Source organism: Halopseudomonas pelagia, assembly GCF_009497895.1.
Taxonomy (GTDB): Bacteria; Pseudomonadota; Gammaproteobacteria; order Pseudomonadales; family Pseudomonadaceae; genus Halopseudomonas; species Halopseudomonas pelagia_A.
Genome location: NZ_CP033116.1, coordinates 2,280,097 through 2,304,876, shown reverse-complemented (window position 1 = coordinate 2,304,876; position 24,780 = coordinate 2,280,097). Strand labels below are relative to the sequence as shown.

The window sequence follows — 24,780 nt, the reverse complement described above, 5'->3', positions numbered from 1 at the left end:
AAGGGCTACCATGAGCGTACAAAACAACCAACGTGATGATCTGAGCACCGAACTGGAAGACCTGGTAGCCACCAGTGATACCGGCGCTCGAAAACCCCAGGGATTCACCGGCAAATTAATCGTGTCGGTCGCAGCAGCCTGGTCTCTCTTTCAGCTGTGGATCGCGTCCCCACTGCCCTATCTGGTCGGCTTTGGCGTATTCAACAGTGCAGAATCCCGGTCTATTCACCTGGCTTTTGCGATTTTTCTCGGCTTTATGGCCTTTCCCGCACTCAAGCGTTCACCAAGAGAACGCGTTCCCGTGCAGGACTGGGTTCTGGCCTTCGCAGCCTCGTTCTGCGCCGCTTACCTGTTTATTTTCTATACCGAGCTGGCCAGCCGCCCGGGCAACCCGACTACGCTGGATGTGATCGTCGGCGTAGCAGGTCTGGTGCTGCTGCTGGAAGCCACTCGCAGGGCTCTGGGTCCGCCTTTGATGGTCGTCGCTCTGGTGTTTCTGGTCTATTGCCTCGCCGGCCCCTATATGCCCGGTATTATGGCGCACCGTGGCGTCAGCATTGAAGCGCTGGTCAACCACCAATGGCTGACTAGCCAGGGCGTTTTCGGCATTGCCCTAGGCGTATCTACCAGCTTCGTATTTCTGTTTGTCCTTTTCGGCTCCCTGCTGGATAAAGCCGGCGCCGGTAACTACTTCATCAAGGTCGCGTTTTCGCTTTTGGGTCACTATCGCGGAGGCCCAGCTAAGGCAGCGGTGGTGGCATCGGCGATGACCGGCCTGATCTCGGGCTCATCAATCGCCAACGTAGTGACTACCGGTACCTTTACCGTACCGATGATGAAACGCGTAGGTTTCAGCTCCGAAAAAGCCGGCGCGGTAGAAGTGGCCTCGTCAGTAAACGGCCAGATCATGCCGCCGGTAATGGGCGCTGCGGCGTTTCTGATGGTAGAATATGTCGGCATTTCCTACGTCGACGTGATCAAGCATGCCTTTCTGCCCGCGCTGATCTCCTATATCGCACTGGTTTACATTGTGCACCTGGAGGCAATGAAGGCGGACATGCAGGGCCTGCAGAGCAGCAACCCGCCGCGGCCATTGTTGCGTAAAATTTTTGGCTTCATGACCGGCCTGATTCTGTTGATGGCACTGTCATTTGCGGTGTACTACGGGCTCGGCTGGCTCAAACCGCTGCTCGGCGATGCTGCTGGCTGGGTCATTGGCGCCTGTCTGTTGGCTGTGTACGTTGGGCTGCTGAAGGTCGGATCACGCTACCCGGTGCTCGAGATGGACGATCCCGAATCCCCCGTGGTAACGCTGCCGCAAACCAAACCCACAGTGATGTCCGGCCTGCATTATATTCTGCCGGTGATCGTGCTGGTCTGGTGCTTGATGGTAGAACGCCTGTCCCCTGGCCTGTCGGCCTTCTGGGCCACGGTTCTGATGATCGTGATCATCATCACCCAGCGCCCTCTGATGGCCATGTTCCGCGGCGAAAGCAAGCTCGCACATGATCTGCATGAGGGGCTGGATGACTTGTGGCAAGGGTTGGTCGCCGGCGCGCGCAACATGATCGGTATTGGCATCGCCACTGCAGCGGCAGGGATCATTGTTGGCGCCGTAGCGCAGACTGGCGTAGGCCTGGTACTCGCCGATCTGGTCGAGATACTCTCCATGGGCAACCTGATGCTCATGCTGATCCTGACCGCCATTCTCAGCCTGATTCTGGGGATGGGTCTGCCGACTACCGCCAACTACATTGTGGTCTCGGCCTTGCTCGCCCCCGTTATTGTGACCCTGGGCCAGCAGAACGGCCTGATCGTGCCCCTGATTGCCGTACACCTGTTCGTGTTCTACTTCGGCATCATGGCGGATGTCACCCCGCCAGTCGGGCTGGCGTCCTTCGCCGCTGCGGCGGTGTCTGGCGGTGATCCGATTCGAACCGGCTTTCAGGCTTTCTACTACAGCCTGCGCACAGCGGCCCTGCCCTTCCTGTTCATCTTCAACACTGACCTGCTGTTGATCGATGTCACCTTCTGGCAAGGGATAGTGGTGTTCATTGTCGCCACCATTGCCATGTTGATCTTCGCCGCAGGCACCCAGGGCTGGCTGCTGGTGCGGAGCCGCTGGTATGAAAGTGTGCTGATGCTGTTGGTAGCCTTTACCTTGTTCCGTCCAGGCTTCTGGATGGACATGATTCACGATCCCTACCAGTCGATTCCGCCTGCTGAAATCGCCACCGCGCTCGACCGCGTGGACGAAGGAAGCAACCTGCGGATTCAGATCAGCGGTAAAGACGACATTGGCAGTGCGCGCACTTTCTACGTGCTGATGCCCGTGCCGGATGGCGAGACCGGCGAAGAGCGTCTGGAAGAGACCGGGCTGATGCTGATGCAGGATGGCGACCGCACCCTGGTTGACATGGTTACCTACGGCAGCATGGCTGCTGATCTGGGGTTCGACTTTGATCAGGAAATCATCGAAGTGCTAGCGCCGGTGGACCGGTGGGCCAAGGAATGGATGTGGATTCCCGGTTTCTTGCTGTTCATGCTGATCATCGGGCTGCAGTGGCGACGTCGCCCGGCTGCTGAAGCGCCTGTTGCGACCGCGCCTGGAGGTAACAATGTATAACCGGATCCTCTTACCAATCGATCTGAATCACAAGGCGTCCTGGGCCAAGTCCTTGCCTACCGCGCTGCAGCTGTGCCGTGATTACACGGCCTCGCTGCACGTGGTCATGGTGATTCCGGATTTCGGGTTGCCGCTGGTAGGTGGCTTTTTTCCCAAGGAATATGCGGAAAAAGCCAAACAGGCGATCACCAACAATCTCAAGGAATTCGTCAAGGCAAATGTGCCGAAGGACGTCAAGGTGCAACGCATCGTGGCTGATGGCAAAGCTTACGAGGCGATTTTGCGGGTAGCGAAAAAGATCGACGCAGATCTGATTGTCATGGCATCGCATAAGCGCAAACGTGCCGAGGATTATGTATTGGGTACCAATGCGCTGCGCGTAGTGCAGTTGTCCAAAACCTCGGTAATGATCGTGCGCTAATATCGCTGGCACAGTCCTTGCTCTGATTTTTTCCAAACCCGATTAATCGGGCAGCAGCAAACGACAACGGCGTCGTGTATCCAGATCAGTAGCAGCGATCTGGAGCACGGCGCTTTTTTATTTGCCGCGCACCCGACAGTTAAGGAAAAACCTCATGAAGCAAGATCGCCAACCACGTGCCGATGCGCTGGCCTGGGTCAACGGTAGCGATGCTCCGGAAAAAAGCCTGTTAAAGCTGGGTTACCTGCCATTAACGGACGCCGCATCGCTGATTGTGGCCGCCACTCAAGGTTTCGCCGAGCCCTACGGGCTAAGTCTGCAACTGCACCGACAGGCTTCGTGGGCGGGATTGCGAGACCGCCTGCTGAGCGGCGAGCTGGACGCCGTACAGGGCCTGTACGGCCTGATCTACGGGGTGCATCTGGGCATCGGCAGTCCGAGCACGCCGATGGCGGTGTTGATGGGCTTGAACCAGAACGGCCAGGCGATCAATCTTGCCGCCAGCATGCAACGCGCTGGCGTGACCGATCCCAAGGCGCTGGGCAAGATGGTGCATCAAAATAGTGCGCCACTGCGGTTTGCCCAGACCTTCCCCACCGGCACCCACGCTATGTGGTTGTATTACTGGCTGGCGGCGCAGGGTATTCATCCGCTAAAGGATGTTGAGACTCTGGTAGTCCCACCCTCCTTGATGGTCCAGCATCTGAAGGCCAAGCGTATCGACGGCTTTTGCGCAGGCGAGCCCTGGGGCGCCTGCGCCATTCAGCAGGGCGAAGGTTTCACCATGGCGACCAGCCAGTCGATCTGGCCTGACCACCCCGAAAAGGTGCTGAGTACCACACAGGAATTTGTCGACCGCTACCCCAATACCGCCAGAGCCCTGGTCATGGCGATACTCGATGCCAGCCGTTTTATCGACCAGAACGACGCCAATCGTGAGAGTACCGCCCAGTTGATCAGCAGCCCAGAGTTCGTTGATGCGCCCGTTGATGCACTGCTGCCGCGCATGCTGGGAGAGTACAATGACGGCAACGGAGATATCTGGCAGGATAGCCACCCGCTGCGTTTCCACGGTGAAGGCAGCGTCAACATGCCCTATCTGTCGGACGCAATGTGGTTCATGACCCAGTTCCGCCGTTGGGGCCTGTTGCGCACGGATCCTGATTACCTCGCCGTCGCCCGGCAGGTGCAGCAACTGGATATTTACCGTGATGCAGCCAGTGCTCTGGGGGTAACCATCCCGTCTTCACCGATGCGCAGCAGCACCTTAGTTGATGGTATGCATTGGGATGGCAGCGACCCACGCGGCTACGCTCGTGGGTTCGCACTGCATGCTCTGGATATACACCATGACCTGGGACGGACGCCTGGATGAATGCTTCTGACCCTTGTTCGTACGGGAGTGCACTATGCGCATCCTGCTGATTGACGACACAGCCCGCAAACTCGGGCGGCTTCGGGATTCGCTGATCGAAGCTGGCTTTGAGGTGCTGGAAGAATCAGGCTTGTCTATCGACCTGCCCGCCCGGGTGCAGAGCTGCAAGCCGGATGTGGTATTGATCGATAGCGACTCACCCGGCCGCGACGTGATGGAACAGGTCTGCCTGGTGACCCGTGACCAACCTCGGCCGATCGTGATGTTCACCGACGACCGTGACCCTGGGGTGATGCGCCAGGCAATTCAGTCCGGCGTCAGCGCCTATATCGTTGAAGGTATTCAAAGCGCGCGCATGCGGGCAATTCTAGATGTGGCCATGGCGCGGTTTGAAAGCGACCAGAAGCTGCGCTCCGAACTACTTGAGCGCGAACAGCAACTGAACGAACGCAAGCGCATTGAAAAAGCCAAAGGCCTGCTGATGAAAATGCGTAATTGCGATGAAGCCGAAGCGCATACATTGATGCGCCGCCAGGCCATGAGCAAGCAGCAGAAGATCATCCAGGTCGCCGAACAGATTATCTCCATGCACGAGCTGCTTAAAGACTGAACCCTCGCTGCTAAACCTTCGTCTGGCACGTATCCTGCTTGGATTAACTCAGGCAGCCAACGGCGGTTGCCATCAGACAACGACGTCATTTCCCATCAGACCTTTACTGGTCTGCCGGGAAGTGGCGTTTTTTTTTGCCTCAATGGCGCAGGCAAAACTATCTGCAGCACTGATACCGCCCACTCCTGAGGGATTTCACATGAACAAAAGTTTCTGGAAAGCCGGTCATACACCGACTCTGTTTGCCGCCTTTCTCTACTTCGATCTTAGCTTTATGGTCTGGTATCTGCTTGGCCCCCTTGCGGTGCAGATCGCTACCGATTTGAGCCTCAGCGCACAGCAAAGAGGCATGATGGTCGCCACGCCGATTCTCGCGGGCGCTGTCCTGCGACTGTTGATGGGCTTTCTGGCTGACCGGTTGTCTCCCAAAACCGCGGGCATCATTGGTCAAGTGGTAGTGATTACCGCATTGGCTACTGCCTGGCTGCTGGGCGTCGACAGCTACAACAAGGCGTTGCTGCTGGGCCTGGGGCTGGGTTTTGCCGGCGCCGCCTTTGCGGTCGCGCTGCCACTGGCCTCGCAATGGTACCCAGCAGAGCATCAGGGCAAGGCCATGGGCATTGCCGGCGCGGGTAATTCAGGCACCGTGCTTGCCGCGCTGTTTGCACCCGGACTGGCCTATCTGTTCGGCTGGCAGAATGTATTTGGCCTGGCACTGATTCCGCTGGTCGCCACTCTGATCATCTTTATATTGGTGGCGAAGAACTCACCCCAGCGCCCCAAGCCCAAGGCCGGCAAGGACTATCTGCTGGCGCTGAACGATAAAGACAGCTGGTGGTTCATGTTTTTCTACAGCATAACCTTTGGTGGCTTTATTGGTCTGGCCAGTGCCCTGCCCGGCTACTTCAGCGACCAGTACGGGCTAAACCCGGTGACCGCGGGCTACTACACCGCCGCCTGCGTATTGGCCGGCAGCCTGATGCGGCCGTTGGGTGGCGCCTTTGCCGACCGGGTCGGTGGCATTCGCTCGCTGCTGTGCATGTATGCCGTAGCATCGCTGTGTATCGCGCTGGTTGGCTTTAACCTCTCCAGCTCCTTTGCTGCACTGGCGCTGTTCGTCACAGCCATGCTGGGATTGGGCGCTGGCAACGGTGCGGTCTTCCAATTGGTACCCCAGCGCTTTCATCGTGAAATCGGGGTAATGACCGGGTTGATCGGCATGGCCGGCGGCGTAGGCGGGTTCGTACTGGCCGCCGGGCTGGGTACCATCAAGCAGCAGACCGGCGACTACCAACTGGGACTCTGGTTGTTTTCTGGCCTCGGCCTGCTGGCCCTGTTTGGCTTGATTGGCGTCAAACGTCGCTGGCGCACCACCTGGGGTTCGTCAGCCATGACCTCGGCGCGAATCTGATCATGAGTCTGGAACTGCGCATCGCCGAAGCGAGCGCCAGGGGCCCGCGGGAAGAGAACCAGGATGCGATACGCATCGTTACGCCTGCCCCGCACCTGGCCGCAAGCAAGGGCCATCTGCTAGCGCTCGCTGATGGTGTCAGCCACTGTGCCGATGGTGGTCTGGCTGCCCGGGCAACCTTGCAAGCGTTGGCGCTGGATTACTACTCGACGCCCGAAACCTGGACCGTGACTCAGGCTCTGGAGCGGCTGTTGACCGCACACAATCGCTGGCTGCGCTGCAATGGCGGCGGGCAGCCGCTACTCACCACCCTGAGCCTGCTGGTGCTGCGCGGGCAGCGCTATACGCTGGCACATATCGGCGACTGCCGGGTCTACCTGTTGCGCGATGGCCAGCTGCGCAAACTGACCCAGGAGCATGTGTGGGAGCAGCCCGGCATGCAGCACGTACTCAAGCGCGCCATGGGCCTGGATGAACATCTGGTGATGGACTACCTGGAGGGCGAGCTGCATAGCGGCGATCGTTTTCTGCTGGTCAGCGATGGCGTCTGGGCGCAGTTGGATGATCAGCTACTGCACCAGTACCTGACCCGGGAGGATGAACCGGCAAACTGCTGCAATGAGCTGGTCAGCCAAGCACATCTGGCCGGCAGCCCGGACAACGCCAGCGCATTGCTGGTATGCATTGATCACCTGCCGAAAGCCAGCCTGAATGATGCGCTGCTGCCAGCGGACGAACGTGCCGTTCCTCCGCCTCTGAAGAACGGTCAGAGTTTTGAAGGCTGGCTTGTCACAGAGCGCTTGGCCGAATCGCGCCAATCCTTGCTGTATCGCGTCAAGGACGCCACCCAGCAGAACTGGCTATTGAAAACCCTGCCCGCTGCGCTCAAGGATGACCCTGAGGCGCAGCGTCAGTTGGTGCTGGAGGAATGGTTTCTGCGCCGGGTGGCGGGTACGCATGTACCCGAACTGCATGCGCATTGCAGTCGTCGGCACCTGTACTACGTAATGCGCGAATATGCCGGCATGACCCTGCAGCAACAGAAGCGCAGCACCGGTCTGCTCAGCCTGGCGCAATTCCAGAGCCTTGCACCCGCTTTGACACGTGCTGTCGGACTATTGCATCGGCGCAATATACTGCACAGGGATATAACCCCCAGCAACCTGCATATCGGCGATGACGGCGTGCTGCGCCTGCTCGATTTCGGTCTGGCATTCTGCCCCGGCTTGTCAGACTGGCAAGGCGGTTTACCCGGCACGCCCAGCTATATCGCCCCGGAAGCTTTTGCCGGGGCCGAGCCCTCAGCGCAGCAGGATCTGTACAGCGCAGGCGTCAGCCTCTATTACCTGCTGACCGGCCATTACCCCTATGGCGAAATCGAAGCGTTTCAGCATCCGCGCTTTGGCCAACCGACTCCACCGAGTCGTTATCGGCCGGATCTGCCTACCTGGATTGACCGCTGCCTACTCAAGGCGTTGGAGACCGATCCCGGCAAGCGCTACGAAACCGCCGAGGAATGGTTATTGGCTTTAGAACGGGGTGATCGCTCAGCTCTGGCGCCGGCACATCGGCCGTTACTGGAGCGCGCGCCGCTGGCGATATGGCGCGGCATTGCACTGGGTGCGTTGGGTTTGAATCTGCTGCTGCTGGTGATGTTGCTGCACTGAGTATCGCATAAGCGCACCAGGGTGGTGCCGACCGCCTCATATGGGTGCAGTAAAATCTCACTCAGCGCCCTGCAACCCGAGGAATATCAGTTACTTGGAAGCTGGCACGCACTGTGCATTGTTGTAATCAAGAGATATTCATACAAGCAAGCCACGCAAGTGCAACACCCTTACATAACGTGCAACTGTCAACGGCGACAGGGCACTACCTGACTGATCAGGAACCGGACAAAGGCGTCCTACCGCGAGAGCGGTGGGACGCCTTTTTTGTTTTGCGCTCAACAACACGGAGCAACAGATGCAAAAGCTCAAACTGGTGATGGTAGGCAACGGCATGGCCGGGGTACGTACCCTGGAAGAACTGCTCAAGCTCGCACCTGACATGTACGACATAACCGTGTTCGGTGCCGAGCCGCACCCCAACTACAACCGCATTCTGCTCTCGCCGGTTCTGGCCGGCGAGCAGGCGTTCGAGGACATTATCCTCAATGACCTGAAGTGGTACTCAGATAACAACATCACCCTGCATACTGGCCGCAAGGTGGTCAAAATCGATCGCAAGGCCTGTCGTGTGTATGCCGACGACGGTACCGAGGCGGAATATGACCGGCTGTTGATGGCGACCGGCTCCAATCCTTTCATTCTGCCGATTCCCGGCAAGGATCTGGAAGGCGTGATCGGCTATCGGGATATCGCCGATACCGAAACGATGATGAACACCGCCAAGACCCACAAGCACGCCGTGGTCATCGGCGGCGGTCTGCTCGGCCTGGAAGCGGCCAACGGGCTGAAGATGCGCGGTATGGAAGTCACCGTCGTGCATATCGGTGAATGGCTGCTGGAACGCCAGTTGGATCGCACCGCGGGAAATTTGCTCCAGGGTTCGCTGGAAGAGCGCGGACTGAAGTTCCTGCTGCCACAGTTCACCAGCGCGTTGCTGGATGATGGCAAGGGCCGGGTCAAAGCCGTGCGCTTCAAGGATGGCAGCGAAATTCCCGCCGACCTGGTGGTCATGGCCGCCGGCATCCGCCCGAATACCGATCTGGCAGAAAGCGCTGGCCTGGCCTGCAATCGAGGCATTCTGGTCAGCGATACGCTGCAAACCTACGATCCGAAGATCTACGCCATCGGCGAATGTGCCAGCCACCGGGGCATCGCCTACGGTCTGGTTGCGCCACTGTTTGAACAAGCCAAGGTCTGCGCCAATCACCTGGCCATGCTCGGTTATGGTCGCTACGAAGGCTCGGTCACCTCGACCAAACTCAAGGTTACCGGCATCGACCTGTTCTCCGCTGGCGAGTTCATGGGCGATGACGACAGCGAAGTGATTACGCTGTCCGACCCCATCGGTGGCGTGTACAAGAAGCTGGTGATCAGAAACAACATCCTGGTCGGCGCCTGCCTGTACGGGGACACCGCCGACGGCGGCTGGTACTTCCGCATGGTCAAGGAAAGCCACAACATTCACGAGATCCGGGACCACCTGATGTTTGGCGAAAACGCCATTGGTGATACCGGCCACCAGGGTCAGAGCAAGACCACCAACATGCCCGATGACATGGAAGTCTGCGGCTGCAACGGCGTATGCAAGGGCACCATCGTCAAGGCGATCCAGGAGCACGGCCTGTTCAGCGTCGATGACGTGAAAAAGCACACCAAGGCTGCCAGTTCCTGTGGCTCCTGCACCGGCCTGGTCGAGCAGATCGTGATTAACACCGTGGGCGGCGCCGCTGATGTAAAGCCCAAGAGCGAGAAAGCCGTGTGCGGCTGTACCGATCTGAATCACGGCCAGGTCCGCAAGGCGATTCGCGAGCACCACCTGATCAGTATTCCCGATGCCATGCGCTTTATGGAATGGCGCACGCCGAACGGCTGCGCCACCTGCCGCCCGGCGCTGAACTATTACCTGATCTCCACCTGGCCAGGCGAGGCCAAGGACGATCCGCAGTCGCGCTTTATCAACGAGCGCGCCCACGCCAATATCCAGAAAGACGGTACCTACTCGGTTATTCCACGCATGTGGGGCGGCATTACCAATGCGGCGGAGCTGCGCCGGATCGCCGATGTAGCCGACAAGTATCAGGTGCCCATGGTCAAGGTCACCGGTGGCCAGCGGATCGATCTGCTCGGCATTAAGAAAGAGGATCTGCCCGCGGTCTGGAAGGATCTGGATATGCCCTCGGGCCACGCCTACGGCAAATCCATCCGCACGGTAAAAACCTGCGTAGGCAGCGAATTCTGCCGCTTTGGTACGCAGAATTCGACGCAGATGGGCATCGACCTGGAGCATGCGCTGTTCAACATGTGGTCGCCACACAAGGTCAAGCTGGCGGTGTCCGGTTGCCCGCGCAACTGTGCAGAATCCGGCATCAAGGATATTGGCATTATCGGCGTGGACTCCGGCTGGGAGCTGTATATCGGCGGCAACGGTGGCATAAAGACCGAAGCTGGCGAGTTCTTCGTCAAGGTCAAGACCGAAGCCGAGGTGATGGAATACAGCCTGGCCTTCCTGCAGCTCTACCGTGAAGAAGCCTTCTATCTGGAACGCACCGTGCACTACATGCACCGCGTCGGTCTGGAGCACATCAAGAAGGGTGTGCTGGAAGATGCCGAGCGTCGCAAGGCTTTGCATGAGCGCCTGCTGTTTTCCCTCTCGTTTGAACAGGATCCCTGGAAAGAACGCATCGAGAAGGAAGAGCTTAAAAACGAATTCCGCCGCATTGCGGTCAAGGAAATTGCCGAGGTGGCCCTATGAACTGGCTGGATATCTGCGCGCTGGAAGACATTCCCCCACTTGGCTCACGCGTAGTGACCGGCGCCAAATGTGATATCGCGGTATTTCGCACCAGCGATGACGATGTATTTGCCGTGGACGATCGTTGCCCACACAAGAATGGGCCGCTGTCTCAGGGCATCGTTTTTGGCAAGCAGGTCACCTGCCCGCTGCACAACTGGACCATTCAACTGGAGAACGGCGAGGCCGTGGCCCCCGATGTGGGATGCACGCATCGCTATCCGACCCGGGTGGAGAATGGGCGGGTGCAGTTGGTGTTGGACAAGGCTCGGGAGCCAGCGTGATTGCTTTTATCGCAGGCTGCACGCAGGACCATAGCGTCGTTGGGGGCGGGATGGGCTGGACCGTCGATGCCTGGTCGAAAAATGCTCCTGCATTTTCGACACTTCCGCCGTCCTTGGCGGACGGACGGCATCGCCGAGCCCCCAGGGGTGAGGCGAGCGTTGACGAAGCTCAGCTTCGTGCGAAGCCGAACACCCACCAATCTGTGATTGGTGGGCTGGCCCGGAGGGGGTTCACGGCGTGTCCAGCCCAGCCCGCCGCCAATGAAGCCAAACTCGAAATATCAGAATCGAGCGTAATGCTATGACCACAATAACCGCCTCCACTTGCTGCTACTGCGGCGTCGGCTGCGGTGTGCTGATCGAGCACGATAATGAGCGCATTATCGGCGTCAAGGGCGACCCGGCGCACCCGGCCAACTACGGTCGGCTGTGCAGCAAGGGCGCGACCCTGCATTTGACCGGTGACCTCACAGCGCGAGCGCTGTACCCCGAATTACGGCTGGGCAAAGGCTTGGCGCGCAGCCGTAGCGATTGGGATACCGCCATGGGCCATGCCGCTCAGGTGTTTGGCCAGACCATTGCCGAGCACGGCCCCGACAGCGTCGCGTTCTATATCTCTGGGCAGTTGCTGACCGAGGACTACTACGCCTTCAACAAATTGGCCCGAGCGTTAGTGGCCACTAACAATATCGACAGTAACTCAAGGCTGTGCATGTCCAGCGCGGTGGTCGGTTACAAGCGCAGCCTGGGTGCCGATGCACCGCCCTGCTCCTACGAGGACATTGAACAAAGCGATTGCCTGCTGATTGTCGGCAGCAATATGGCTTATGCGCATCCGGTGCTTTTCCGCCGCCTGGAGCAGGCCAAGGCGGACAAGCCGGATATGCGCATCATCGTTGTTGACCCGCGGCGCACCGATACCTGCGATATCGCCGATATGCATCTGGCAGTGCAGCCCGGTACCGACGTGGCGTTGTTTCACGGCATTCTGCATATTCTGATGTGGGAAGGCTGGCTCGACCGGCGCTTTATCGACGAGCACACCGGCGGGTTTGATGAACTGAAAACCCTGGTGCGGGACTATACGCCAGAGATGGTCTCGGGCATCTGCGGCATCCGTCAGGATGATCTGCAGAATGTGGCACGCATGATCGGCACCGCGCCGTCGTTTCTCTCGCTCTGGTGTATGGGTTTGAATCAGTCCAGCGCCGGCAGCGCAAAAAATAGTGCGCTGATCAATCTGCATCTGGCCACCGGGCAGATCGGCAAACCCGGTAGCGGACCCTTCTCACTAACCGGCCAGCCGAATGCCATGGGCGGCCGCGAGACAGGCAGCTTGTCCAATCTGTTGCCTGGCCATCGCGAAGCCGCCAATGCCGAGCATCGCAACGAAGTGGCCGAATATTGGGGTGTCGACAGCCTGCCGGGTAATGTCGGCTTGAGCGCTGTCGAGCTGTTCGAGTGTGTACGTCAGGGCAAGATCAAGGCGCTGTGGATCGCCTGCACCAACCCCGCGCAATCCATGCCGGATCAGACACTGATCCACGAGGCGCTGGCCGCCTGCCCTTTTGTGGTGGTGCAGGAAGCCTTTGCCACCACCGAAACCTGTCATTACGCCGACCTGCTGCTGCCCGCCGCCAGTTGGGGCGAAAAGGCCGGCAGCGTGACCAATTCCGAGCGGCGTATCAGCCGCGTGCGTTCAGCGGTCGCCGCACCGGGCGAAGCGCGACCGGACTGGGCGATTGTCTGCGACCTGGCCACGCGTCTGGAAGCGCAATTACGCCCTGGCCAGCCAAGTCTGTTTGACTTCGACAGTCCCCAATCGCTGTTCGATGAGTACCGTGGGTTGACCGCCGGCAGGGATCTGGATTACAGCTCTCTAAGCTACGCGCTGATCGACGAACTGGGCCCGCAGCAGTGGCCGTTCGACGCGGCTACACAAAAAGGCACTGCACGGCTGTACGCAGATAATCAGTTCCCGACCGACAACGGCCGCGCGCGTTTTATCGCCGAGTCCTACTTGCCGCACAAGGAACAGCGCGATGCGCGCTTCCCGCTGACATTGAACACCGGGCGACTGCGTGATCAGTGGCACGGCATGAGCCGAACTGGCACTGCGGCGCAGCTGTTCGGCCATGTCGAGCAGGCGCAGATCAGCCTGCATCCGGACGACCTGCGCAGCCGCCGTCTGGTCGATGGCCAACTGGTGCAGGTCAAAAGCCGGCGCGGTGAGCTGATCCTGCCGGTGCTGGCGGATGAACAGATTCGCCCCGGCCAGGCCTATATTCCGATGCACTGGGGCAACCGCTTTCTCAAGGGCCTGGGCGTTAACGTGCTGACTCAGCCGCTATTTGATCCGCTGTCCAAGCAGCCCGAGCTGAAACAGGCTGGCATCAACGTCAAGCCCGTGGTCTTTCCCTGGGAACTGTTCGTGCTGGTGGAAGGCAACGTGCAGCAGCGCTTCACCGCGCTGCGTGACCATTGTGAAGAGCTGGCCTTCGCCAGCTTCAGCCTGGCTGGGCGCGATCGCCCTGCCTTGCTGATCCGCGCCGCGCACCGTAACGCGCCGGATGCCGACTGGCTGGCCAAGCTGGATAGCCTGCTGGACCTGCAGAACGGGCCGGTGCTGATCTACGATGACCTTCGCCGGGCTATTGGCAAGCGGGTCAGGATTGAAGAAGGCCGAATCACCGCTATTCGATTGACCGGGGAAACCGCCGCCCGTGATTGGCTGCGCGCCGTCTGGCAGAGCGGTGAGACCGATGCCGAACTGCGGCGCTGGTTTCTGGCGCCGATCAGTTCGCCGCCGGGGGGTAAGTCAGGTGCTGCTGACCGCACGCTGTGCAATTGCATGAACGTCAGTCAAAGCCGCATTCAGGCGGGCATTGATCGCGGTCTAGACCTGAATGGGCTAAAAGCCGCGCTGGGCTGTGGGACAGAGTGTGGTTCCTGCGTGCCGGAAATCAACGGGTTACTGAGCCGGGCTAGGGAGGCTGTATGACAGAGGTCCTTCGCGGCGGGGCCGCCGCTCCTACTAGCTTATGCGTACAGGGTTCTGGTGGGAGCGCCGGCCTCGGCGCGAACGGCCGGAACCATCACACCCTATCCAACGGAGAAACCCCATGACCGCTCTTGTCCATCTGGTAGGTGCAGGTCCTGGCGACCCGGAACTGCTGACCCTCAAAGCAGTGCGCATACTCGGTCAGGCCGATGTGGTCATGGTCGATGATCTGGTCAATCCAGCCATTCTTGAGCACTGCCCGCAGGCGCAACTGGTACGGGTGGGCAAACGCGGCGGCTGCCGCTCGACGCCACAGGATTTTATCAACCGCCTGATGCTGCGCTACGCCCGCCAGGGCCGCAAGCTGGTGCGTTTGAAGGGCGGCGATCCGTGCATTTTTGGTCGCGCCGGTGAAGAAGCGCAATGGCTGGCCGAGCGCGGGATTGAATCGGAAATCGTTAATGGCATAACCGCTGGCCTCGCCGGCGCAACCCAATGCGGGATTCCGCTGACGTTGCGTGGTACCAGCCGCGGCGTCACCCTGGTGACCGCGCATACGCAGGACGATAGCGAACTGAACTGGCAAGGCCTGGCGATGGGCGGCACCACCCTGGTCATCTATATGGGTGTCGCGCGGCTGGGGCAAATCCAGCAAGGGCTATTGGTCGGTGGCATGCCTGCGAGCACGCCCGTGGCGATGATCGAGCGAGCCAGCCTGCCGGATCAGCGTCAGCACATGTGCACTCTCGCCGACCTCTACGAGGCAGCGGGGACCTTCCAGTTACAAAGCCCCGCGGTGCTGGTGATTGGCGATGTGGTCGCTGCGGCGCGCCATTTGAACCAACCTGCGGCATTGGCGGCTGTGGGTCACTAACCAGCCAGCAAGCCGAGCAAGCTGGGCTTGCTGGCTCCGTCTCAGCTTTTCGGCTTCATTGCCTCAAGCATCGAGCCCATCGCCTGATGAATGGCATTGATCGCTTTCAGCGGCCGCACCATGACCTTGAAATCGATGATCTGACCGGCATCGTTCCACTCGATCATATCCACACCGTTGATCTTCACGCCGTCGATCAGGGTTTCGAACTCGAGGACTGCGTGATTGCCCTGCTCTATTTCACGCAGGTAGCTGAAATGCCCGGGCGCATTGAGCACCTGCATCGCTGCCATCAGATACAGACGGGTGATCTTCTTGCCGGTCTGCGGGGTATGCACTACTGGCGAGTGGAACACCACGTTCTCCGCCAACAGCGCATCCAGGCCTTGTGCGTCCTGGTGTTTGACGATCTGATGCCACTGTTCGATTACGCTACTCATGAACGTGCTCCTCTGTCTGTTTGCAGCATTCTTGATCGCCTGCCCGGCTGGCTCAAGTCGCATAAGTGTCAAGAATAAGGGCGCTATGCTCCGGCTGCCAGCGATGGTCAAATCATGTCAGCCCTGGGGTTGTTGCTCCCGTTGTTGATCGGCCCAGAGGCGCGCGTAGGCGCCGCCCGCCGCGAGCAGCTCCTCATGACTGCCCTGCTCCACTACCCGCCCCTGGTCCAGTACCAGAATGCGCTCGGCGTGCACGATGGTCGATAATCGGTGGGCGATGGCCAATGTGGTGCGCTTTTGCGAGATCAGATTCAACGCATCCAGAATCAGCCGCTCGGCATGGGTGTCCAGCGAAGAGGTAGCCTCGTCGAGAATCAGTATCGGCGGATTTTTCAGCAGCACCCGAGCGATAGCGATACGCTGCTTCTCGCCACCGGACAACTTCAGACCACGCTCCCCCACCTGGGTATTCAAACCCTTGGGCAGGCGCCGAACGAAATCTTCCAGCTGCGCCATGCGCAGCGCCTGCCAGATCTGCTCTTCAGTCGCACCGGGTTTGCCGTAGGCGATGTTGTAGCCGATGCTGTCGTTGAACAGCACCGTGTCCTGCGGTACCACGCCGATGGCCTGGCGCAGGCTGTCCTGGGTCACGCCGCGAATATCCTGCCCATCAATGCGGATCGCCCCGCCGCCGACGTCGTAGAAGCGAAACAGCAGCCGTGCCAGCGTGGATTTGCCCGCGCCGCTGGGGCCGACGATGGCCAGGGTATGGCCGGCAGGGATATGCAGGTCCACACCCTGCAGAATCGGCCGGGCAGGATCGTAGGCATGGCTGACCTGGTCGAAGTCCACCGCACCACCGGTGATCTGCAACGGTTTGGCATCTTCTGCATCAGCGACCTTGACCGGCGCTTCCAGCAAACCGAACAGACGCTCGATGTTGGTTAGCGCCTCGCGGATCTCGCGGTAGATAAAGCCGAGAAAGCCCAGCGGCACGAACAGCTGGATCATGTAGGCATTGATCATCACCAGCTCACCTAGGGTCATGTCGCCAGCGGCGACCTGGTTGGCGGCCATGAACATCATCAGCGTCACTGACCCGGCAATGATCAGTGCCTGCCCGGAATTTAGCGCTGCCAATGACAGGCGATTCTTCATCCGCGCTGCTTCCCAGCCCTCAAGGTGCGTGTCGTACTCCTGCGCTTCGAAGCGCTCATTGCCGAAGTATTTGACCGTCTCGTAATTCAGCAGACTGTCCACCGCCCGGGTATTGGAGCTGTTGTCGAGCTTGTTGCTCTCGCGCACAAAGCGGTTGCGCCATTCGGTACACCAGATTGAAAACGTGCCGTACAACAGCACCGATCCCAGTACCGTCAGCGCATACATGGGGCTGAAGTTGGCCAGCAGAATCACCGCAATCAAGCCGATCTCAAGCAGTGTGGGAATGATATTGAAAACCATAAAACGCAGTAGAAAGCTGATGCCGCTGGTGCCGCGTTCAATATCCCGCGCCAGCCCGCCGGTGCGGCGTGCCAGATGAAAGCCCAGATCCAGTCGATGCAGATGTTCGAATACCCGCAACGACACCCGGCGCATGGCGCGCTCGGCTACGCGGGCAAAGACCGCATCACGCATTTCGGAGAAAAACACACTGGAGAAACGCAACAAACCGTACATGGCCAACAAAGCGACCGGCACCAGGACCAGTGCATCGGCCGTCGCTTCGAAATGCTCTACGATCAGCTTCAGCGCCCAGGGCACCGCCACGCCGGCCAGTTTGGCGACCAGCAGAAAGCCCATGGCCAAGGCAACGCGGCCACGGAACTCGCTGAGATAGGGGATCAGGCTGGTCATGATGCGCCAGTTGACCGGCCCACCATCGTATTGACTATCGGAATTGGGGCGCACAGGGTTTCCTTCGGAAAAGCGGCAAGCGGCAAGCGGCAAGCGGCAAGCGGCAAGCGGCAAGCGGCAAGCGCGCTCAGTTTGGGCCGCAGCCCGACAATGTCAACACTCTAACCAAAACCCCGCCAATGCTGGCGGGGTTTTTCTTGAAGCTTATAGCTTGAAGCTTGTCGCTAACCGCCCAGAGGCGGTCAGTCCTCGTGCGGAATCGGATCGCGGTTGACGTCCCAACCGACCAGCAGCAACGTCGCCAGCACACCGAAGCTCAGACCGATCCAGGGGTCGAAAAATGCCAGTGCAGCACCGATAAGCACCACGGTACCCCGCGCTGTATTGTTTTGCGGAATGGCCATGGCCACGTAAGCACAGGCAAAACCGGTTAACACCAGCGTCAGCGACAACGCAATGCCCAGCAGCGGCTGCAGCCCCGTGAGCAGTGGCAGCAGGAAGAACATCAACGGAATGCCCATCAGGTAATAGGACGCCATGCCACTATGCAGGCTGTTCATGTTTTCCTTGCCCTGCTTCCAGCGCTGCACAATGATTACCTGCACGCCTGTCCACATGGTGCCTTGGGTGGGGAAAAATGGTGCCGTTATGCCCATTACCGCATTGCGTATGCCCACTGACAGATGTGTGCGCGTCGGATTGATGTCGATATGCTCGTCATGACGCGCAGTCAGACCGTCACGGATCACTTCGTTACCGGTGACCATATCGCCAAACAGGATGACGTAGGTAATGATCGCCAGCGGAATGCCCTGCAGGAACATTTCCAGACTCGGCCAGCCAATAGCGAAGGGTGACATCTGCGCCCAGGCATCACCGACCGGCGGAATAAGAATGCCCCATTGAATGTCGTACGTTACCTCGCCAACCAGCGGACCAACCAACGCAGCGATCATGAAGCCTGGCAGCAAACCAAGCGCACCAATGATGGCAAACACCTTGTACTTGGCCTTGAGCTTCGCCATTGGCAACGAGAAGGCGAAGATCAGACACACGGCGCAGGCCAATGTAATCGCAATGGGTTGCTGCAGCAGAAAGCGCTCGGCGTCGTCGATAAATACACGCTTGAGGGCGGCAATGGCGGCGCCAAGGATAATACCGGCCTTGAGGGTGTCGGGCAGCCAGAGCACAAACTTCTTGCCCAGCCCGGAAATACCCAGAATAAACAGCAAGGCGGCGAAGTTAAGTGACAGCGCTGTCATGGCCTGCCAGCGTGAGGCTGGATCGTCGTAGCCTCCGAGTACATACGCAAGCACCAGTGGTAGCGCTGGCGTAATCCACCCCGGCGCATAGGGTTCACCAAACACGATAATCGCCGAGGCAATGATCGCCGAATGGATCATCGATACCGCGACCGCTTCTTCAAACCCGAGCCCAAAAAACTCCATCATCAACGGCACCAGCGCCAAGCCTGTGGCTGCCGCTACAAACAAGCCCTGCAACGCTTCTTGCCAATAAAATCGGGTGTGATAAAAAGGCATGCGGAAGGTAAAGGGGCCCCAGCGCCAACCGGGCAATTCGGGTTTGGACATAACAGACTCTCCGTGACGTTGAAATTATTCTTTTAGGTCAATTGACGGTACACACCGTTGCGGTGTGCCGTTAAGGACGGCATCCATTATGCCGTCTGAAATCGCAAATGGGCATAGGCTGTGAAGTGCCCTCCAGAGCCGTCGTGAGCCGCAAAAAGCCTCATAGGGTTTGCCAATCGTTAAGCCCTGTCACGCTTTGCAGCCACAGCACGGTGTGACAACACAGCCACACCGAGGGCAAGTACGTGTCATCACCGCCGTGAATAAGCCTCTAGCTTAGGCCGCTTTACTCCATGGTCTCGGCAAAAAACAGCTGCATGGCGGCGAATGAGCGAGCGGCCACCTGAGGGTGATATTCATTGCGCCCCGGATTAGCCGCGGTAGGATCGGTAAATGAATGCACCGCTCCGCCATAGTTCACGAACTGCCAATCCACTTCGGCATCACGCATCTCCTTTTCGAAGGCGCGGATCTGCTCGGCAGGCACGGCCGGATCGTCTGCGCCGTTGAGGACCAATACCGGGGTTTTGATTGCCTTGGCATCGCTGGCATCCGGTGTATCCAGATTACCGTGGAAAGACACCACGCCGTCGATTTCGCTACCCGAGCGTGCCAGTTCCAGCACCACACCACCGCCGAAGCAGAAGCCGATAGCGCCCATTTTTGAACTGTCCAGCACTGCTAGATCACTTTGTTTGAATACGTCCAATGCAGCGTTGATACGTTTGCGCATCAATGGTCGGTCTGACCGCACAAAGGTGGCGGCCTCCTTGGCCTCGTCGGCATTACTCGGTCGCACCGATTTGCCATACATATCAGCAACAAACACGACGTAATCAGAGCCGCCAGCACGGTAGGCTTTCTTCAGTGAGTTCTCGGTCATGCCCATCCAGTTGGGCACCATCAGCAAGCCCGGGCGCTTGTCTTCCACCGAACCGTCGTAAACCAGCACGCCCTCGTAGGCCTCGCCATCAATCTCGTAGGCGACCGGCTGGGTTACCATCTCGGCATTGGCCGCCCCTGCGGCGCCAAGCATCATCATGGTGGTCAGGGTCTTTCTCATATCGGCTTCCTCACAGGCTGAATGGTTTGCGGTGTTGAAGGTGGCTGTCTGCAAGCATAGACGTTTAGCGAGGTGGTGCGGGGGGTTGTCACATCCTGTCGCCATTTGCATTGGCCAATAAAAAGGCCCAGTCATCGGAATGACTGGGCCTAGGTTCACACATGTACCGCTTTTGCAGCCTACTTGCTAAGTTCCACCAGCAGGGCGTTCAAGCGCCGCACATAAGCACCCGGGTCCTGCAAACTTTCGCCGGCCGCCAGCGCCGCCTGGTCGAACAGGATGTGGCTGAGATCGCCGAAGCGCGCTTCATCCTGCTCCTGATCGAGCTTCTCCAGCAGCGGGTGCGCCGGGTTGATTTCCATAATCGGTTTGCTTTCCGGTGCAGGCTGCCCAGTCGCTTCAAGGATCTTGCGCATCTGCAAGCCCATGCCATCTTCGTTGATCACCAATACCGCCGGTGAATCAGTCAGACGGTGCGAGACTTTGACGTCTTCAACGCTGTCGTTGAGCACAGCCTTGATGCGCTGTACCAGATCAGCCTTGGCCTTGGCCGCTTCTTCCTGAGCCTGCTTGTCCTCGTCGGCTTCCAGCTTACCCAGATCCAGATCACCGCGGGCGATATCCACGAAGGTCTTGCCCTGGTAATCGCTCAAATGGCTCATCAGCCACTCGTCGATACGATCGGTGAGCAGCAGGACTTCGATGCCTTTCTTGCGGAAAATTTCCAGGTGCGGGCTGTTCTTCACCTGGTTGTAACGCTCACCGGTCAGGTAGTAGATCTTGTCCTGCCCTTCCTGCATGCGCTCGATATAGGCGTCGAGGCCGACTACTTCGCTGTCGTCATTTTGCTGAGTAGAGGCAAAGCGCAGCAGGCTGGCAATTTTTTCGCGGTTGGCAAAATCTTCTGCCGGGCCTTCTTTCAGCACGCTGCCGAAGTTCTTCCAGAAGGTGGCATACTGCTCTGGCTCCTTCTTCGCCAGTTTTTCCAGCATGTCCAGTACGCGCTTGGTCAACGCCGACTTCATGCTGTCGATCGCCGGATCTTTCTGCAGGATCTCACGCGAGACGTTCAGCGACAGATCATTGGAATCGACCACCCCTTTGATAAAGCGCAGGTACAACGGCAGGAACTGTTCGGCGTCATCCATGATGAACACACGTTGCACGTACAATTTCAGACCGCGTGGCGCTTCACGCTGGTACAGATCAAAGGGCGCGCGGCCCGGCACGTACAGCAGGCTGGTGTACTCGAGTTTGCCTTCAACCTTGTTATGGCTCCAGCTCAGCGGGTTCTCGAAGTCATGGGCCACATGCTTGTAGAACTCCTGATATTCCTCGTCCTTTACCTCAGTACGAGCGCGAGTCCAGAGTGCGCTGGCGCGGTTAACGGTTTCCCATTCCAGCTCGGCTGGCTTGTCCTTGTCTTCGCCAGTGTGTTGCTTGGGCAATTCGATGGGCAGGGAGATGTGGTCGGAGTATTTCTTCACCACATTGCGCAAACGCCAGCCATCGGCAAACTCGGACTCGGCGGCCTTGAGGTGCAGCACAATACGCGTACCGCGTTCCGCCTTGGCGACGTTCTCGATGGTGAACTCACCCTCGCCAGCAGATTCCCAGCGCACACCTTCGGCGTTGTCCAGGCCCGCACGGCGGGTGAATACTTCAACCTTGTCCGCAACGATAAAGGCGCTGTAGAAACCTACGCCGAATTGGCCGATCAAACTGGCATCTTTCTTCTGGTCACCGGTGAGCTGTTGCATAAACGCGGCGGTGCCAGATTTAGCGATGGTACCCAGGTTCTCGATCACTTCTTCGCGCGACATGCCGATGCCATTGTCTTCGATGGTCAGCGTGTTGGCGGTTTCATCCGAGCTGATGCGGATACCGATGTTCGGTTGATCTTCCAGCAACTCAGGCTTGGCAATCGCTTCAAAACGCAGCTTGTCGGATGCATCAGAGGCGTTGGAAATCAGCTCGCGGAGAAAGATCTCTTTGTTCGAATACATCGAATGGATCATCAGGTGCAGCAGCTGTTTCACTTCTGTCTGAAATCCGAGCGTTTCCTTATGGGCTTCCACGGTCATCTTTGGTTGTCTCCCTTTGGTTTCTCAAGGCATGTTTCAGTCAAGGCTTACAGATCCGTGAAAGGTCGATAAGGCAATGACAGAATGCTCGTTAGCGAACGCATTCGCCAACGAACTGATGGGCCTTTAATGGGGACAACTGCGGATAATTCAAGTCACCGCCTGGAACGATAGCGCACTTCCAGACTGCGAATATCCAGCGGGTGAAAATGATAATCCACCTGATTGGGACCGCGCGGCTGCGCTATGACGACGCGCTGATCACCACTGACTGCTTTCAATCGACCTTCGTACACACGGGCAGTGACCGTGGTCAGCCTGATGTTCTGGTCGATAAATAATTCCGGCTCATCCAGCAGAGCCAACAGGCTGACCGTCTGCCAGTCGCCCAGTTGCGGCGCTACCGGCGCCTGAACAGAACGCTGGACCGCCGGGCGACTGACAGGGGTGGCAGGCGCTGGCTTAGCTTCCAGAGGCTGCAGCGCCTTGAGCCAGCCTGGTGTTTCCTCCAGCCAGACTTCCCCGGTTACCCGCGTGGCTTCCGGGCTCGGCAGATGCAGATGAATATTCACCCGAGTGCGCCCGTCGGCTTGCGGAGCGAAATCCAGACTCAAGGTGTAATCGTCCACGACCCGCCGCAATCCCGGCGCTTCCAGCGCGCCGGTATACCACTGCAAGACCAGTTCCGGACCCGCACCCTCATCGCCGGGCAAACGTTCTATTCTGCGTTGGTGCAACAGCTCTGAGGTGTTGGCAAAGCGAATGCTGAGCGAGCGCCGTACGCGTTCGTCTTCGCCCTCCTCCAGTATCAGTTCTTGAGCTTTCCAGTAAACACGGTCAGGCACAAACCGCTGGCCCATCAGCTCGCCTTCGAGCTGGTGAGCCGATGGCCGCGCGAGCCAGTCGCCGGCGAGTAATGAATCAAAGCGTTCGGGTTGATCCCGGTATAACCAGGCGCCGCCGGCGAATAGTAATATCAGCCCGACGAACATTAGTAGTCGCGGCATCAATGCATAACCGCGGCGGCGCAAAAACAAGGTTATCAGCGGTAGGAAAATCGCCAGCAACAGCAGGCCCAGGCTCAGGTTTCGTGCTTGCAACGCCAGCCAGATCCAGCCAATCAGCACTGCGACAATACCGCTGACGATCAACAAGGCGTCCATGTCTGCACTTTCCCGATGCGTAGGTGGTCTCTGGAACTGACGTGCCTGTCGCGGATGAAGACAATCATCGCCAGCGGCGGTCAATCCAGCTTGAAATGCGCCCGGGCGGTGGCTATCGGTTCATTGGAGCGTGTTTGCCAGGCAGTTATTGCCACATTACCCACTCGCCTACCCTGACGCCATACCTGGCAGGTGGCATAAGTGTCTTTGTAGAGACCGGCGCGCAGATAATCGATGGAGAAATCGATTATTTTTGGGAAGTTCGAGCTGCTCATCGAGATCATCAAATGCAGCATGGCCGCCTGTTCCATAAAGCCGGCGATCACGCCACCATGCAACGCTGGCAGAACCGGATTGCCTATATTGTCTTTGGCAATCGGCAGATGAAATACCACTTCCTCCCCCAGCCTCAACACCTGCAGACCTATGGTGCTGGCGTAGGGAATGCTTGCTACCAAGGGGGCGAAATTTCCCGAGTCATGCGCCTCACGCACCAACTGCTCGATTTGTGCGGTGGTCAAGGTCATTGCGTCTCTCCGTCAATCTTGCGCGACAGCTGCCCTTTTGCATCCGGCTTCCCCATGCGCATAAAGGTCCCTACCACGTGAGCAATAGGTTGCTCACGGTCATCCTGATAGGCAACACCGCGGGTAAAGATAACCGTAGGGGTAATTCGATAACATTCGGCAAAACCGTAAATGGCCTTACCCGGCTCGGCAGGATGCATGTAGTCGATTCGCAGATCGAGCGTGGGGCAAATTTCAAATTCGGGCAGATAGCACACGGTGGAAATGCCGCAACAGGTGTCCATCAGAGTGGTAATGGCTCCCCCATGAACGACGCCACTGACAGGATTACCCACAATCGCTGGACTGTATGGCAATCTGATGATCAAACCTTCCTCGTCCGCCTGCTCCACAGTCATTCCCAATACCTGGCAATGGCGTAAAACTGATAGAAAACTGGTGGCGCGCTCTTGGATATTGTTCATGCACATTCTCGATACTGGCGAACAGCCGCAATAAGGGCGGCCATAGTAAACAGAACGCGCCGCAGACTCCACACTTCAGCTATTCTATCGAAGGTCCACGGAGCGATGGAACTATTACAAATCTCCTCGGACTAAGAATAGGGTAATAATCACCAAGGAGAATTCGATGAAAAAATTGTGCGCAACGGCCGTTCTGATGGCCAGTTTGAGTCTCTTGGCAGCTTGCCAGGACGAACCAGAAGACAAGATGGATGATGCCGCTGACTCCATGTCAGAGTCCATGGATAACATGGGTGACGCTGCGGAAGAAGCTGGCGAAGCAGCTGAGCTGAAAGCTCGTGAAGCCACTGGTAACGAAGAAACCATGGGTGAGCGCGCTGAAGAAAACATGGAAGAAGCTGGCGATGCCGTTGGTGAGGCGTATGACGATAGCGCTGACTATGTGAAAGAAAAGGCTGGTGATGTTCGTGACTCTGCGGCTGAGACTAAAAACTCAATCGAAGAAAGCATGGAAGAAGAGTAATACCGCA

General features: G+C 58.4%; 19 protein-coding genes. 11 read left to right on the top strand and 8 right to left on the bottom strand.

The features are described 5' to 3' along the window. Positions 1 to 10 precede the first annotated feature (10 nt). The 10 genes from EAO82_RS10855 to cobA all read left to right on the top strand — a co-directional run bounded on the left by EAO82_RS10855 (position 11) and on the right by cobA (position 15,063). Positions 11 to 2,626, top strand: coding sequence for a TRAP transporter permease (locus tag EAO82_RS10855; protein ID WP_096345731.1), 2,616 nt, complete (start codon positions 11 to 13; stop codon positions 2,624 to 2,626). Next, on the top strand, positions 2,619 to 3,047 hold the full coding sequence (locus EAO82_RS10850) for a universal stress protein (RefSeq protein WP_096345730.1): 429 nt from the start codon (positions 2,619 to 2,621) through the stop codon (positions 3,045 to 3,047). Before EAO82_RS10855 ends, EAO82_RS10850 begins: the two co-directional genes overlap by 8 nt. Positions 3,048 to 3,201: 154 nt before the next feature. Next, on the top strand, positions 3,202 to 4,422 hold the full coding sequence (locus EAO82_RS10845) for a CmpA/NrtA family ABC transporter substrate-binding protein (RefSeq protein ID WP_096345729.1): 1,221 nt from the start codon (positions 3,202 to 3,204) through the stop codon (positions 4,420 to 4,422). A 34-nt stretch (positions 4,423 to 4,456) separates the two neighbouring features. Continuing rightward, positions 4,457 to 5,032 (top strand): ANTAR domain-containing response regulator, encoded by a 576-nt coding sequence (locus EAO82_RS10840; RefSeq protein WP_096345728.1) that lies wholly within the window; start codon positions 4,457 to 4,459, stop codon positions 5,030 to 5,032. A gap of 199 nt (positions 5,033 to 5,231) precedes the next feature. Then, complete coding sequence (locus EAO82_RS10835) at positions 5,232 to 6,443, top strand: nitrate/nitrite transporter (protein WP_096345727.1); 1,212 nt, start codon at positions 5,232 to 5,234, stop codon at positions 6,441 to 6,443. Positions 6,444 to 6,445: 2 nt separating this feature from the next. Continuing rightward, positions 6,446 to 8,110 carry a bifunctional protein-serine/threonine kinase/phosphatase gene (locus EAO82_RS10830; RefSeq protein WP_096345726.1) on the top strand — a complete coding sequence of 555 codons (1,665 nt, stop codon included), beginning with the start codon at positions 6,446 to 6,448 and terminating at the stop codon, positions 8,108 to 8,110. Positions 8,111 to 8,408: 298 nt separating this feature from the next. After that, positions 8,409 to 10,865, top strand: a complete 2,457-nt coding sequence (gene nirB / locus EAO82_RS10825) for a nitrite reductase large subunit NirB (RefSeq protein ID WP_096345725.1) — start codon at positions 8,409 to 8,411, stop codon at positions 10,863 to 10,865. Continuing rightward, positions 10,862 to 11,188 carry a nitrite reductase small subunit NirD gene (gene nirD, locus EAO82_RS10820; protein ID WP_096345724.1) on the top strand — a complete coding sequence of 109 codons (327 nt, stop codon included), beginning with the start codon at positions 10,862 to 10,864 and terminating at the stop codon, positions 11,186 to 11,188. The genes nirB and nirD overlap by 4 nt, the downstream gene beginning before the upstream one ends. Positions 11,189 to 11,489: 301 nt before the next feature. Further along, positions 11,490 to 14,189: a nitrate reductase gene (locus EAO82_RS10815; protein ID WP_096345722.1), complete on the top strand. Its 2,700-nt coding sequence runs from the start codon at positions 11,490 to 11,492 to the stop codon at positions 14,187 to 14,189. Between the two features lie 121 nt (positions 14,190 to 14,310). Then, positions 14,311 to 15,063 carry a uroporphyrinogen-III C-methyltransferase gene (gene cobA / locus EAO82_RS10810; RefSeq protein WP_096345721.1) on the top strand — a complete coding sequence of 251 codons (753 nt, stop codon included), beginning with the start codon at positions 14,311 to 14,313 and terminating at the stop codon, positions 15,061 to 15,063. A gap of 41 nt (positions 15,064 to 15,104) precedes the next feature. Here cobA and EAO82_RS10805 read toward each other — a convergent pair whose 3' ends face one another. The 8 genes from EAO82_RS10805 to EAO82_RS10770 all read right to left on the bottom strand — a co-directional run bounded on the left by EAO82_RS10805 (position 15,105) and on the right by EAO82_RS10770 (position 24,256). Further along, complete coding sequence (locus tag EAO82_RS10805; RefSeq protein WP_096345720.1) at positions 15,105 to 15,503, bottom strand: nuclear transport factor 2 family protein; 399 nt, start codon at positions 15,501 to 15,503, stop codon at positions 15,105 to 15,107. 117 nt (positions 15,504 to 15,620) lie between these two features. Further along, positions 15,621 to 17,411: an ABCB family ABC transporter ATP-binding protein/permease gene (locus tag EAO82_RS10800; RefSeq protein ID WP_096345719.1), complete on the bottom strand. Its 1,791-nt coding sequence runs from the start codon at positions 17,409 to 17,411 to the stop codon at positions 15,621 to 15,623. Positions 17,412 to 17,599: 188 nt separating this feature from the next. After that, positions 17,600 to 18,949, bottom strand: a complete 1,350-nt coding sequence (locus EAO82_RS10795; protein WP_096345718.1) for a hypothetical protein — start codon at positions 18,947 to 18,949, stop codon at positions 17,600 to 17,602. A gap of 286 nt (positions 18,950 to 19,235) precedes the next feature. Next, positions 19,236 to 20,012 (bottom strand): dienelactone hydrolase family protein, encoded by a 777-nt coding sequence (locus EAO82_RS10790; RefSeq protein WP_096345717.1) that lies wholly within the window; start codon positions 20,010 to 20,012, stop codon positions 19,236 to 19,238. A 179-nt stretch (positions 20,013 to 20,191) separates the two neighbouring features. Next, positions 20,192 to 22,096 carry a molecular chaperone HtpG gene (gene htpG / locus EAO82_RS10785; RefSeq protein ID WP_096345716.1) on the bottom strand — a complete coding sequence of 635 codons (1,905 nt, stop codon included), beginning with the start codon at positions 22,094 to 22,096 and terminating at the stop codon, positions 20,192 to 20,194. Between the two features lie 155 nt (positions 22,097 to 22,251). Further along, entirely contained in the window at positions 22,252 to 23,259 is a 1,008-nt protein-coding gene (locus EAO82_RS10780; protein WP_096345715.1) for a hypothetical protein, read from the bottom strand. 80 nt (positions 23,260 to 23,339) lie between these two features. Beyond that, a complete protein-coding gene (locus EAO82_RS10775; RefSeq protein WP_096345875.1) occupies positions 23,340 to 23,780 on the bottom strand; it encodes a PaaI family thioesterase in 441 nt (146 codons plus the stop codon). A 2-nt stretch (positions 23,781 to 23,782) separates the two neighbouring features. Further along, positions 23,783 to 24,256, bottom strand: a complete 474-nt coding sequence (locus tag EAO82_RS10770) for a PaaI family thioesterase (RefSeq protein WP_096345714.1) — start codon at positions 24,254 to 24,256, stop codon at positions 23,783 to 23,785. A gap of 160 nt (positions 24,257 to 24,416) precedes the next feature. Here EAO82_RS10770 and EAO82_RS10765 point away from each other — a divergent pair, with 160 nt between their 5' ends. Then, the gene (locus EAO82_RS10765) at positions 24,417 to 24,773 is read left to right on the top strand and encodes a hypothetical protein (protein WP_096345713.1); all 357 of its coding nucleotides are present in this window, start codon (positions 24,417 to 24,419) and stop codon (positions 24,771 to 24,773) included. Positions 24,774 to 24,780: the final 7 nt, after the last annotated feature.